The sequence below is a fragment of the Ensifer sp. 22460 genome (genome assembly GCF_052044935.1).
In the GTDB taxonomy this organism is placed as follows: Bacteria; Pseudomonadota; Alphaproteobacteria; order Rhizobiales; family Rhizobiaceae; genus Ensifer.
In genome coordinates this window covers 1-12,030 of sequence record NZ_JBQENZ010000047.1, presented here as the reverse complement: position 1 = coordinate 12,030, position 12,030 = coordinate 1, and the positions used below count along the sequence as shown (strand labels likewise).

The following is a 12,030-nucleotide window of genomic DNA, read 5'->3' as shown; positions in this document are numbered from 1 at the left end:
TCAGCCGGCGCGACGCGCCGGCGGCGCGGCCCGCTTCGACTTCGCGGCAGTTTTTGCTGCCTTCTGGCGGCCGGCGCCGCGGTTGGCGTTGGCGGCCGTGCGCTTCGGCTTCGTCTCCTTGGCGCCCAGCCCGGCACTTTCGCGAAGCGCTTGCAGTAGATCGCTCGGCTTGGAGGCGACCGGCGCCTTCTTCTTCGGCAACGTGCGGCCCTCGATCTTAGCCTTCACCAGTTCGGCGACCGCGGCCTCGTAGCGATCATCGAACGTGCTGGCATCGAAGGTGCCCTTCTTGGTTCCGATGATGTGTTCGGCGAGCTCGAGCATTTCGCCCTCGATTTTGAGATTCGGGATTTCCTCGAATGCCTTTTCCGACGAGCGGACCTCGTAGTCGAAGTTCAGCGTCGAGGCGATCAGGCCTTTGCCATGCGCGCGAATGAGCACGGTGCGGATCCGTCGGAAGAGCACGGTCTGGGCAATTGCGGCGACCCCTTGCTTTTTCATGCCGTCCCGCAGCAGCAGGAAGGCATCCGTGCCCATCTTGTCGGGCGCGAGATAATAAGGCTTGTCGAAATAGGTCGTGTCGATCTGCGAGCAGGGAACAAAGGCCTCGATCCTGAGAGTCTTGTCGCTCTCCGGGATAGCCGCGGCGACCTCCTCGGGCTCGAGCACGACATATTGGCCATTCTCGACTTCATAGCCCTTGACCTGATCCTCACGCTCCACCGGATCGCCGGTCTCGCTGTCGATGAACTCGCGTTTAACCCGGTTGCCGGTTTTGCGATTGAGCGTGTTGAAGGCGATGCGCTCGGATGAGGAGGCGGCCGTATAGAGCGCCACCGGACAGGAAACCTCTCCGAATTTGATATAACCCTTCCAATTCGCTCTTGGACCAGCCATGACACCGACACTCCACCACAATCAAGCGATTCAAGTTATTCGGCGGCGAATCGTTCCGACTCGAAACGAATCATTTTTCAATGACTTAGCTCTGTTCGGCTGTGCGTTGTGCAAGTCCGCCTAGGTTCCTGATTCAATGCATCTTTTGGCGGCGACGCGCATTTTCGGAGTAGTACAACCTAAAGGAGACCTACCAAGAAAGGCGGGAAGCGTCGAAACAGCAACTAGGTTCGTTGGTTCGATGCGCCGCAGTTCGAAATGACCTAGGTCTTTGTTCAATGGCCATCAACGGACGAATGTGAACGGCTTGTGCGGGGTTGCCCACAATTCGGTTGACACCATTTTCTGATAGGGCAGGTCGCCCAGCCGTCGATCATGGAGAACATCACGAAGTACATCGCGACACACTGAGAACCATGTTGCCGCGAAGGCGGTCCCTTCCCAATGCTGCATTGGCTGCCTGTTTGGTCGTTCATCGCGACCTCCTCCGCTCACTTGTTCCGAACGTCCTCGAAACCGTGCGACCGCTCGTAGGTTCCATTTCGGGTGTGCGTCGCGGGACATCCACAACCAGCCGATCCACAAGCCGCCCGTTCCGGCCCGGAACTTTTGATCGGCAGACGGATTGTAGGCTCGAAGGGAACGCGCCCCATGCCTGCCTTGCGAGTATCACTCCAGGTCATCTTAATCGGTGCACTCTGCCTTGGGATTCTCAGTCTGCACGGCCCACAGGGCGCCACCGTTCATGTCGGTCGCCCTTGCCTCTCCGTCACGGAGCCTGACCATCACGATTCCGACTTTGCCTCGCCGCCGGGCTGCTCCACAAAATCTCAGTGCTGTGCGGTGCTGGTGGATTTCGTGTGTGCGGCGAAGATTCGCCCCCCACATCTTCGCAGCCCGCTTGCAGTGCAGGCTAAGGCTTTCCTGCTCGTCCGGGTGCTTCATCCGCCGCCCAAGACCAGCATTCTTCCGATCTGAAACACACGTCCTTCCGAACATGGAGAGTACAATGAACAGCTTGCTTAAGCTCATAGTCGCCGGGACAGCCATCCTTTTCGTAGCGACCGAAACGGCGTCGGCTCAGATGGCGATGCCGGACGCATGCAAATCGGCATCTTCGATGAGTGGCGACATGAAGATGCCAGGCGGCATGCAGACGGGCGAAATGGCCGAGCATCAGAAAGCGATGATGGAGTCCATGCAGAAAATGCACCCGGCCATGATGCAGGGAATGATGGCGAAGGATCCTGATGTCGCGTTCATCTGCGGGATGATCGGCCATCACATAGGCGCGATCAGTATGTCCGAGGTCGAGCTGAAATACGGTGATGACGAGCAGGCCAAGTCGATGGCCCAGAAGATCATCGACGCTCAGAAGAAGGAAATCGAGGAGATGAGCGCCTGGGTCAAGGAACACGCCAAATGAGTCCTCGATAGCTTGATCGCGAGGATGCTCAGAGAGGCATCCTCCCGTGGGTCACTGCCGGAACCTGCTGGCGGCGTCACGGGCCATCCGCGTGGCGCACCAGCGTGCATAGATGGGCCCGAGGAGCGGGCCGATAATTCTGCCCGCCACCGTTGCCGGATCGTCGTAGTTGATGAATACCCGTAGCCGGGGAACCACCACCGGATCCATGGACCTCGAATCCCATCCTGTAGGCTCCGATGACAAGGAGGTCCGGCCGTCCCAGTGTCTCCCAAACCTTGCTGACCGGAGGCCGGTGTTCGACAATCACCTCCTCCACTGTGAGCTTCAGTCCGAGTACGCTTCCTCGTATCGATGCGGGATCCGACAGCGCGTCCGGCAGAATCGTCGAGCGCGTATGACATCCGTCCGCCGAGCATCATCATCGACGGCTTCCCCATGTGTGAAGCGAGGGCGGCCTGGTCATCGAGGAAGTCGAAAAGCGCCTCGGGGGAAGCAACATCGGTGACGGATTCTGCCCAGCGAACGTAGCTCATGTGATGTCCCCCGGCTCCGTCGGGTGGCTTCCACGGTCATGGCGATGCCCGCCGTGCCCATGTCCATGGAAGAGATGCATCAAAGGGCACGCAAGCAGTAGCAGGTAGGGCGTGAGACCCAACACGTGCTGCCAGTGCTCGCGAAGTACGAAGAATGCGGCAATCACTGCCAGCGAAGCGGCAAACAAAATCCATCTGCGATCCCACATCATATCCGTGCGCTCCTCAATCTCAGGGCATTGCCAATCACGCTGACGGACGAAAGCGCCATGGCGGCGGCAGCGATGATCGGCGACAGCAGCAGCCCGAAGGCGGGATAGAGCACCCCCGCCGCTACGGGTACGCCTGCGGCGTTGTAGATGAAGGCGAAGAACAGGTTCTGCCGGATGTTCGCCATGGTCGCGTGGCTGAGGCGCCGCGCGCGCACGATGCCCTGCAGATCGCCTTTGAGCAGGGTCACGCCCGCACTTTCGATCGCGACATCGGTCCCGGTTCCCATGGCGATGCCGACGTCGGCGGCGGCAAGGGCTGGGGCGTCGTTGACGCCGTCACCCGCCATGGCGACGATCCTGCCTTCCTTGCGCAGGCGGGCGACGATCTCACTCTTGTGCTCGGGCAGGACTTCCGCCTCGACCTCCGTGATCCCAAGCTTGCGGGCGACCGCACTGGCGGTAGTCTTGTTGTCGCCGGTGAGCATCACCACGCGGACCCCGTCCCTGATCAGCGCCTCCACCGCAGTCGGTGTCGTAGCCTTGATCGGATCGGCAATAGCAAATAGTCCGCCCAGGCGGCCGTCGATGGCCGCGAAGATCACGGTTGCTCCCTCGCCACGCAGGTCTTCCGCCTTCCGCGACAGCGCAGAGACGTCCACCTTCTCCTCCGACATGATCCGGTGGCTGCCGATGATGAGCCTGAAGCCGTCGACGATGCCCGTCACGCCTTTGCCGACCGGACTGTCGAAGTCTTCGGCTATCCCGAGTTTCACTCCGCGCTCGTTGGCGGCATCGACGATGGCGCTTGCGAGCGGATGTTCGCTCGGCCGTTCGAGCGTGGCGGCCAGTCGCAGCAACTCGGCTTCAGATACGTCGTTCACGGCGACGATTTCGGTGACCTTCGGCTTGCCCTCGGTCAGTGTTCCGGTCTTGTCGACCACCAGCGTGTCGACCTTCTCGAAGCGTTCGAGAGCTTCGGCGTTCTTGATCAGCACGCCGACCCCCGCACCCTTGCCGACACCGACCATGATCGACATCGGCGTGGCGAGACCGAGGGCGCAGGGGCAGGCTATGATGAGCACCGCCACGGCTGCGACCAGTCCGTGGGCGAACCGCGGCTCCGGTCCGATCATCATCCACGTCGCGAAGGCAATGACGGCAATCAGGATGACGACCGGCACGAACCAGCCGGAGACCTCGTCGGCGAGCCGCTGGATCGGGGCCCGGGAGCGCTGCGCCTCGGCGACCATGTGGACGATCCGGGACAGCATGGTGTCGTGGCCGACCTTGCCCGCCTCCATGATGAAGCCGCCCGTCCGGTTCATCGTGCCGCCGATCAGTTTTGCCCCAATCTCCTTGGTGACGGGCATCGACTCGCCGGTGATCATGGATTCATCGACCGAGCTGCGGCCTTCGAGGAGAGTACCGTCGACCGGAACCTTCTCGCCAGGGCGAACGCGCAGCTTGTCGCCAACGACGACGGCCTCAAGCTCCACATCCTCATCAGTACCATCGCGGCGTATGCGGCGGGCGGTCTTCGGCGCGAGATCAAGAAGCGCCCTGATCGCACCGCCTGTCTGCTCGCGCGCCTGCAGTTCGAGCACCTGCCCGAGCAACACCAGCACGGTGATGACGGCGGCCGCCTCGAAGTAGATCGCAACCGCTCCTTCGCTGGATCGGAATGTTCCCGGAAACAGGTCGGGGGTCACGGTTGCGACGACGCTGTAGACCCAGGCGACGCCCGTACCCATGGCGATCAGCGTAAACATGTTGAGGTGCCGGGTGACGAGCGATTGCCAGGCCCGATCGAAGAAGAGAGCGCCGGCCCAAAGGACGACCGGGGTCGCCAGAATGAGTTGGAGCCAGTTCGACGTCTGCGCGCCGAGCAGCATGTGCAGATTGGTGAGATGACCGCCCATCTCGAGCGCCAGCACGGGCAATGTCAGAACCAGCCCGATCCAGAACCGCCGCCGCATGTCGACAAGCTCCGGGCTTGGACCCATGTCGGCCGTGACGACCTCCGGCTCGAGCGTCATGCCGCAGATCGGGCAGTTGCCGGGGCCGAGTTGGCGTACCTGCGGATGCATTGGGCAAGTGTAGATCACGCCCTCCTGCTGTGGGCCCTGTTTGTCCGGGGCCTCGGAAGACGTCGCATTCTGATTGGTGGGATGATGGTGCTCGTGACCTTCATGTTGGTGGTGATGCTTATGGTCGTCCATGGGATTTTTCCATAATGGTACTCGCTTATAACGGAGATAGTGCGAGGCAGCTCTTTGTCGCGGAGGGCGGGCCCGCGTATCCTGGTTAGACGTAGGCGACGAAGGACATCATTCCCGATGCAATGTGATAGAAGTGATGGCAGTCAGCGGCCCGGATTGCTGGCGTCGAACACGACGCTCACGCTCCCCATCGGTGGCACGAGAACGGTGTCCCGCACCGCGCCGTTGAAGGCCTTTCCGCCTATGTCGACGACCTGAAAATGATACCCGTGGAGATGCATCGGGTGCGACATCATCGACATGTTGCGACTTCGACCCTTTCACCTTCGCGGATGCCGGCCGTCCGCACGATCAGAGGCGCGGCAAGCTTCGTGGGCGATGCCTTGGGACACTCCCTGCGGATGCTGTTCTTCGAAGTCGACTTCCGTTGAAAAAGAAAGCCTGGCTCCGATGCATCAGCGACAGGCTATATCGGGACGCGATACCCGGCGATGCGCTTGGGAGGAACGGCATCGCATAACTGTCGTATAATGCACAATTGCCCAAAAATAAAGCATAATCACGCGTGCATAATCAGTCGGCAAGAAGCCTGCCAGGTCGCAGCCGGAGGTAGGTGAGTGATTGCAGCCGGTAATTCCATCTAACTGGGATTGTTTTTGGAATCCCGACCTAGCACAGGCGAAAGAACACTCAAGTTTGGGGCGCGCGCGGACGAAACAACCATTGCAGACAATTTGCCGCCTTCACTTTGTGCTGCTCCGCCGCTCGATATCAGCGGTCACTGCGGCCGCCTCCCTACCGATCTCCCTGAGCAGGCCGGTGACCGGATTGTGGAAACCGACGAGATAAAGGCCGAGCTCGGCGGATTGGCGAGTGATGCCGCTCTTGCCGGGCCGCAATGCCGCCGGCAGGAACTTCTCGAAACCCGGCCGGTAGCCGGTGGCGAGGATGACGCTGTCGAACTCCGCGTGCCTGCCGGAAACGAAAATGGCACCGCGCTCGGTGAAACGCTTGATGTCTGGTGCCACCTTGATGTCCCCGGACTTGATCGCTCTCACCGTGCCGACATCGATGACCGGGATGCGTCCGGCGTTGACCTGCTCAAGAATGCCCTGCTGCGGCCTGGCGATGCCGTATTTTTCGAGCTTGCCCAGCGCGAGGTCGAGGATGATGGGGAACAATCTGTCGTTCACCGCTTGCGGCAGCGATTGGGTGGCGATAGCGATGTTCTGGATCGGCACGCCGAACAGCTGGCGCGGCACGATGTGGATGCCGTTTCGTACCGACAGCGTCGGGCGAGCGCCGCACTCGGCAAGGTCGAGCGCAATCTCGGCGCCGGTGTTACCCATCCCGACAACCAGCACCGACTGGCCGGTGAAGGGCGCGGCCTCGCTGTAATCAGCGCTATGCAGCCGCCTGCCCTTGAAAGCCTCGATCTCGGGCAGGCTGGGAACGAAGGGCTCAGAATTTTTGCCGCTCGCGACCACAACGTGGCGCGCGGGGAAAGTGTCCCTTTCGGTCTCGACCAGGTAGCCGCCGTCCTCGCGGCGGATGGAGTTGACTTTTTCCCCGAAGCGCGGTCGGAGCTCGAAACGCTCGGCATAGTCGTCGAGATAGGTGACCAGCTTTTCGCGCGGCACGTAGCGCGGATAGTCTTTCGGGAATGGCACGTGCGGCAGTGAGGAGGACGCCTTCACCGTATGCAGGTGCAGCCGCCGGTAATGGCGCCGCCAGGCAGGCGCGATCTCATGCGCCTTCTCAAGGATTAAGAAATCGAGCCCCGCCCGTCTTAGGCAGGCGCCGACCGCGAGGCCAGCCGGCCCGGCGCCGACAATGACGACATTGGTATCCACTCGATGCTCGCTCCCAGGATGGAGGCTATTTCGACACGGGCTCGGTGACAAGTGGACGGACGCGCCACATTAACTCGACCGTCTGCGCCGGCCAGCGGGTTTCCATGTTTTCGCCGAAGTTTTTTTTAGCGCGGCGACCGCCGCCTCGTAAGCGCCGCCTCTTTTAAGCGGTACTGATTTCCTGCGCGGCATAGTTAGTGGAGGATCATGACCGACGGCTTCTTGAGAGGTGGCTTCGCGACCAGCGCCACTTAGCCCTCGCCTTGTTCGGGATGGATGGAAGGGTCGGTGGGAATACACTTGGGGAAACTTAGGAATGTAAATTAGCGGCACGGAGACCCCCGCCACAAAAACCCATGCATAAACGACAATGGCTAGGTTGGGCATGCTCACTAGTTCCGCCTACAGGTGCGGATCTGTGCCGCACGGTGTTGGTCAGCAACCAGGAATTCACCGGCCAGCGTCGGCGTCGGCATTCGACCAGAATGACGGGGTGGCCATGGCGGCCAGCGAGGCGGTTCTGGTTCAGGCGAGCGCCGCGACCAGCGTCCACCCCGTCATGAAAATCAGGAGGAGCGAGCCGACTGTCCAGAGCTTGGCGCGCATGTCGTGAGTCTGTGCCGAATAGTAGGCCGCGAAGTGCAGTAATCTGGAGACGACATAGCCGTAGAGCAGCAGCCGCGCCAGCCACAGTGAAGGTTCGGTCAGCACGAAGAGAAAACCGGCGACCAGGAAGAAGGGGATGTTCTCCAGATCGTTCTGGTGTATGCGCCGGATACGCTCGACCCGCTCGTTGGGCTCAAGCTGCCTCGGGTCCGGATTGGGGTTGAGCGGTGTCTTGCGTAGATCCTCAGGCGAGCGGAAGCCGCCCTTTTCCCGCATCATGCGCCAGACCGTCAGCCACGACATGGCGACCGCCTTCAGGATCATCAGGCTGGCCGCGGTGGCGTAGGTCGCCAGTAGCGGATTTTCTAGGTTCGGCAAATCCATCAAGGCTCTCCGTCGCGACAGTGCTGGTCATCCAAGCCGCTTACCCGTCAGCGCTCAAAGCGGCATAAAGGGCGGTCAATGGTGGCCTGATCATCCGCGCAATGACGCGGCGTTCATCCAACTCAAGTGTACAAAAAGAGCGGCCTCCTTGGCCAATTTGTCTCTATTGTATTTGAAAAATGGAACCTTCACGTCAGAGCAGGAAACGGTCGTTCGCGAAGACGTGAAAAAGAAGCCGATTGCTTCGGTCATTCTCCCAGGAGTGAAGCTGAATGTCGGCTCGACGGTTCCCGAGATAGTGGAACTGCACACGATCGACGCGCCGGACATCACCTACCGCTATGTCGTCGTTGACAACCGGCCAGTGCTGGCGGACCCAAGTACCCGCACAATTGTGCGGGTTCTCAACTAGCCCTGTCAACGCCGTCACTCCATTTGGGAAGGGACAGCCGCCCACCGCTCGAACCTACCCTGGCTGCAGCGGTCACACCCAAGCGGGCAGCAAGACTGGCGCCACCCGGTAGCGACCTCACGCAACCACGAGATAAATAGGCACTCGTTGGCAATTCCTGCCCGCCGCGAGTGCGGGCCGACGCCCCTCGCTCCACGCCAAGCTCCCATAGGAACCGAGGGTTTACAGCTCCTTGAAGTCGGGGTTCGTCGAACAATCCGAACTGCGCCCGTATCAAAGGAACAAGGATCATATTCGCTGGTTTGAAGTTCAATGGATCGGGCTCGCGTCTGATCGAAGAGGAGGCGCAAATGATCGACGACCCAAAGGACCGCAGACCACAACAACAGGAAGGTTTCTCACCGTCCGAGGAGGGCGGTCGATACTCGGAAGGTCTTGGAAACCGCTCTGCCGGGTGCCTGGATGAAAGCCAGACGAATGAAAACTCAGCCGGTGATGAGCAAGCCAATCAAGCGAAAACAGCCGCAATGCGGGCCGTGGATGAAGAAAAGAGCGCGCTGGCCCGCCAACTGCGCGGTCTAGCAGGCGCCATGGAAAAGGTCGGATCCGAGCTTCGCCAGTCGGAACAACCGGCGCTTGGGCGGTACACGCAGCACATTGGGCAGTCGATCGGACGGTTGGCGCGAGATTGTGAAAACCGAGAACTGGGCGAAATAGCGGCTATGGCGGAAGATTTCGGGCGAAAGCAGCCTCTGGCCTTTCTCGGAATCGCAGCAATTGCTGGACTGGCGGCAAGCCGATTCCTGTCTGCCTCGGCCGAACGATCCCACATCACCCCGAATGTTGCCCAACCGAATTCCACCGCGACACACGGCAAGGAAGGCGACTGGGACTTTGAAAAGGAATTGCGCGATGCTTGACCCTCGTGATGACCGCTCCTTATCCGACCTCATGACAGGATTGGTGACAGACATAGCCGGGCTTTTTCGAAAGGAAATCGATCTCGCGAAGGCCGAGGCAGGCGAGAATCTAAATCGGGCTATCGGCAGCATCGAGACGCTTGTCGTTGGGCTTATCTTCGCAATAGCGGCCGTGGGTGTACTCTTGGGCGCGGTCGTGCAAGGGCTGGGCGCCTTCCTCATTGCGCAAGGAATGCAGGAAGCGAACGCTGATGCCCTATCAGCGGCCGTCGTCGGTCTCGTCGTGGGTCTTCTCGCATGGGTGATGATCTCGCGTAGCCTCGCCAGGCTCGGAAACCGCAGCGTGCGCTTCGACAAAACGACGGCGTCCCTCCATCGTGACCTCGAAGTGGCTAAGGAGACGGTACGATGACCGTGGACACGCATTCGCCTGCTGAGTTGCAGCGCGAGATCGAAGCCGATCGCCAAAGGATCGAAGAAAAGCTTCACGCCATCCAGGAACGGATGTCGCCTGGCGAATTGATGGATGAGTTTCTTGACTATGCGAGGAGGAGCGGAGGAGCGGAATTTCTCAAGAACCTCGGCGGCGCGATGAAGTCGAACCCCATTCCGGTAGCCCTGACGGGCATCGGCCTTGCGTGGCTGCTTGCGGATCCTGCGTCCCGTGCACCTCAAGCTTCGGCCCCTGATAACGGTGTAGACAGCTATCCACTCGCTTCCGTGAGCGGAAGTCTTCGGCGTATTGGGCCGGTCGAGGCAAGTTTTGGAGAACTATACAGCCATTTCGAAGATCAGGGAGGCAGTCGCTTTCGCGCCCGAACCGATGCGGCCGGCTACAGGGCCGGTCATTTCGTGGATCCGAGTGGCGCCGTCTATCGCGGCTTCGCCGACGCATCCGGATCACCGATCGAGGACATCCGTGATGAAACGGGAAGGTTGTTCGACGAAGCCTCCGGCTGGGGGTCGGCTACCTGGCGAGAGATGAAGGGCGCAGCAAGCGGCATTTCCGAAACGATTGCAGAAGCCGGCCGCTCGGCGGCGGACAGTGCTCGAGGTGTCCGCCAGATCGCTCAAACTCAAGGAGCACAGCTGAACGCTGCCATTCTCAAGAACTTTCGCGACCAGCCTCTCGTGGGTGGCGCGCTTGCGTTTGCGATCGGTGCAGCCATTGGAGCAGCGCTGCCTGCAACGGCGCTGGAGGATGTTACCGCCGGTGCGGCCTCGGACCGCGTGCGCGACCATCTCGCGGCTACGGCGGACGCCGCCGCCGAAGGCGCGATCGAAGGTGCCAAGGGAGCCTTGGACGAGACCCGCAGAACGACGCCAGGCGAGACGCCTGATGGATGAAGCCCGACCGGGTCATCCGGCCGGCCCATTTCGATGATGACGAGATAGGTGCTGCTGCAAGGGGCCACCGAAGAAGCGCCGAAAATTCGGACCGGCAACGCTCAGCTCGTACTGCTCACGCTCTTGCGGCAACCGTGGCCGGAGTGCACAGGCGGCCCATATATTCCTCAGATCCAATCGGGCTAGGATACCATTTCGCACCCATGGCGTTCGCAGCGGTTGCGATGATTGCATTATAACGCAGAGCTGAACGCCATCCCTGGCAGTTACATGCATGTCGTGGCACGACGAAAGGGGAGAAAGAATGCGCTTTCTCAGGGATAACGGGCTCTCCATTGTCTTGATCGCTCTGTGGCTCGCCACAGTCGCGGGAATGCTAATCACCGGATGGAGCGTTTATGCACGCGAGCTCGCCGATCACAGTTCGGCTCAGATCGGGCTGGCCGCTTACGCAAAATCTGGGCACTTCTTCTCATCGCTTTTTGAAAACTGGGAATCGGAGTTCCTGCAAATGTCGGCCTATGTGATGCTGACCGCTTTCCTGTTTCAGCGCGGCTCAGCCGAATCGAAGGACCCCGACGAGCAGGCGGAACAGGACGAAGACCCTGAACTGAAACAGGATGACAAGGAAGCTCCGTGGCCGGTTCGCGTCGGCGGTTTCGCAAAGTGGTTATATTCCTACTCATTGGGCCTTGCTCTCGGTCTCCTTTTCCTCCTGACCTTCGTCCTCCATCTCCTCTACAGCAGCGAGGCTGCAAATGCCGAAGCCTTGATGCATGGACAGCCAGCAGCCTCGGTTGCCGAGCATCTCGTCAGCGCGCAGTTCTGGTTCGAGTCTTTCCAGAACTGGCAAAGTGAGTTCCTTTCGACAGCCGTTATCGTCGTGTTCTCGATCTTTCTGAGATTCCGGGGCTCACCCGAATCGAAACCGGTCGCTGCGCCCCACGCGAAAACGGGGTGAGCAACCTCGCAAGAGCAAGATGAAGTCGTTGAGGCTGTTGCTGTCAGACGCATTCGTATAGGCGTGATTGTAATCGATCATGAGCAGAGCACCCTTCGGAAGATTAAACGCCCAGCAAAAAGCCGAAGCGATCGCTTGCCGCGCGGACTTCGCCCTCGCCCGGTTGGCCTGTTCATCTCCGGTTTTGGTTGCCGTGATACAATTCGCAAGTCGGATGCATCCAAGAGGAGCCAAGCATGAGCCGAAATACCGTCCTT

11 protein-coding genes and 1 pseudogene are annotated in these 12,030 nt (G+C 60.4%); 6 read left to right on the top strand and 6 right to left on the bottom strand.

Annotated elements, in window-relative coordinates:
* A complete protein-coding gene (ku, locus tag ACTJKM_RS34415; RefSeq protein ID WP_058329489.1) occupies positions 1-897 on the bottom strand; it encodes a non-homologous end joining protein Ku in 897 nt (298 codons plus the stop codon).
* Positions 898-1,906: 1,009 nt separating this feature from the next.
* On the opposite strand from ku, the gene copM reads away from it, so the two are divergent.
* A complete protein-coding gene (gene copM, locus ACTJKM_RS34410; RefSeq protein ID WP_082663724.1) occupies positions 1,907-2,323 on the top strand; it encodes a CopM family metallochaperone in 417 nt (138 codons plus the stop codon).
* Positions 2,324-2,855: 532 nt separating this feature from the next.
* Here copM and ACTJKM_RS34405 read toward each other — a convergent pair.
* The 5 genes and pseudogenes from ACTJKM_RS34405 to ACTJKM_RS34385 form a co-directional block, all read right to left on the bottom strand.
* On the bottom strand, positions 2,856-3,071 hold the full coding sequence (locus ACTJKM_RS34405) for a DUF2933 domain-containing protein (RefSeq protein ID WP_058329486.1): 216 nt from the start codon (positions 3,069-3,071) through the stop codon (positions 2,856-2,858).
* A complete protein-coding gene (locus ACTJKM_RS34400; protein ID WP_058329485.1) occupies positions 3,068-5,290 on the bottom strand; it encodes a copper-transporting P-type ATPase in 2,223 nt (740 codons plus the stop codon). Before ACTJKM_RS34400 ends, ACTJKM_RS34405 begins: the two co-directional genes overlap by 4 nt.
* 85 nt (positions 5,291-5,375) lie before the next feature.
* Positions 5,376-5,595 (bottom strand): annotated as a pseudogene (locus ACTJKM_RS34395) (multicopper oxidase domain-containing protein); the annotation flags it as partial.
* Positions 5,596-6,033: 438 nt separating this feature from the next.
* A complete protein-coding gene (locus ACTJKM_RS34390; RefSeq protein WP_058329484.1) occupies positions 6,034-7,143 on the bottom strand; it encodes a flavin-containing monooxygenase in 1,110 nt (369 codons plus the stop codon).
* A 525-nt stretch (positions 7,144-7,668) separates the two neighbouring features.
* Positions 7,669-8,133, bottom strand: a complete 465-nt coding sequence (locus ACTJKM_RS34385) for an MAPEG family protein (protein ID WP_058329483.1) — start codon at positions 8,131-8,133, stop codon at positions 7,669-7,671.
* A gap of 148 nt (positions 8,134-8,281) precedes the next feature.
* Here ACTJKM_RS34385 and ACTJKM_RS34380 point away from each other — a divergent pair, with 148 nt between their 5' ends.
* From ACTJKM_RS34380 to ACTJKM_RS34360, 5 genes are all read left to right on the top strand, one after another.
* Positions 8,282-8,545 (top strand): DUF1236 domain-containing protein, encoded by a 264-nt coding sequence (locus ACTJKM_RS34380; protein WP_245296266.1) that lies wholly within the window; start codon positions 8,282-8,284, stop codon positions 8,543-8,545.
* Between the two features lie 350 nt (positions 8,546-8,895).
* The gene (locus ACTJKM_RS34375; protein ID WP_058329502.1) at positions 8,896-9,465 is read left to right on the top strand and encodes a hypothetical protein; all 570 of its coding nucleotides are present in this window, start codon (positions 8,896-8,898) and stop codon (positions 9,463-9,465) included.
* Positions 9,458-9,877 carry a phage holin family protein gene (locus ACTJKM_RS34370; RefSeq protein WP_113515017.1) on the top strand — a complete coding sequence of 140 codons (420 nt, stop codon included), beginning with the start codon at positions 9,458-9,460 and terminating at the stop codon, positions 9,875-9,877. The genes ACTJKM_RS34375 and ACTJKM_RS34370 overlap by 8 nt, the downstream gene beginning before the upstream one ends.
* Entirely contained in the window at positions 9,874-10,812 is a 939-nt protein-coding gene (locus ACTJKM_RS34365; protein WP_113515019.1) for a DUF3618 domain-containing protein, read from the top strand. Before ACTJKM_RS34370 ends, ACTJKM_RS34365 begins: the two co-directional genes overlap by 4 nt.
* 304 nt (positions 10,813-11,116) lie before the next feature.
* Positions 11,117-11,773 carry a DUF6766 family protein gene (locus tag ACTJKM_RS34360; protein WP_058329479.1) on the top strand — a complete coding sequence of 219 codons (657 nt, stop codon included), beginning with the start codon at positions 11,117-11,119 and terminating at the stop codon, positions 11,771-11,773.
* The last annotated feature ends 257 nt before the right edge of the window (positions 11,774-12,030 follow it).

Coding starts and splice junctions, on each gene's coding strand:
- ku (WP_058329489.1), bottom strand. CDS start 897: ATGGCTGGTCCAAGAGCGAATTGGAAGGGTTATATCAAATTCGGAGAG.
- copM (WP_082663724.1), top strand. CDS start 1,907: ATGAACAGCTTGCTTAAGCTCATAGTCGCCGGGACAGCCATCCTTTTC.
- ACTJKM_RS34405 (WP_058329486.1), bottom strand. CDS start 3,071: ATGATGTGGGATCGCAGATGGATTTTGTTTGCCGCTTCGCTGGCAGTG.
- ACTJKM_RS34400 (WP_058329485.1), bottom strand. CDS start 5,290: ATGGACGACCATAAGCATCACCACCAACATGAAGGTCACGAGCACCAT.
- ACTJKM_RS34385 (WP_058329483.1), bottom strand. CDS start 8,133: ATGGATTTGCCGAACCTAGAAAATCCGCTACTGGCGACCTACGCCACC.
- ACTJKM_RS34375 (WP_058329502.1), top strand. CDS start 8,896: ATGATCGACGACCCAAAGGACCGCAGACCACAACAACAGGAAGGTTTC.
- ACTJKM_RS34370 (WP_113515017.1), top strand. CDS start 9,458: ATGCTTGACCCTCGTGATGACCGCTCCTTATCCGACCTCATGACAGGA.
- ACTJKM_RS34365 (WP_113515019.1), top strand. CDS start 9,874: ATGACCGTGGACACGCATTCGCCTGCTGAGTTGCAGCGCGAGATCGAA.
- ACTJKM_RS34360 (WP_058329479.1), top strand. CDS start 11,117: ATGCGCTTTCTCAGGGATAACGGGCTCTCCATTGTCTTGATCGCTCTG.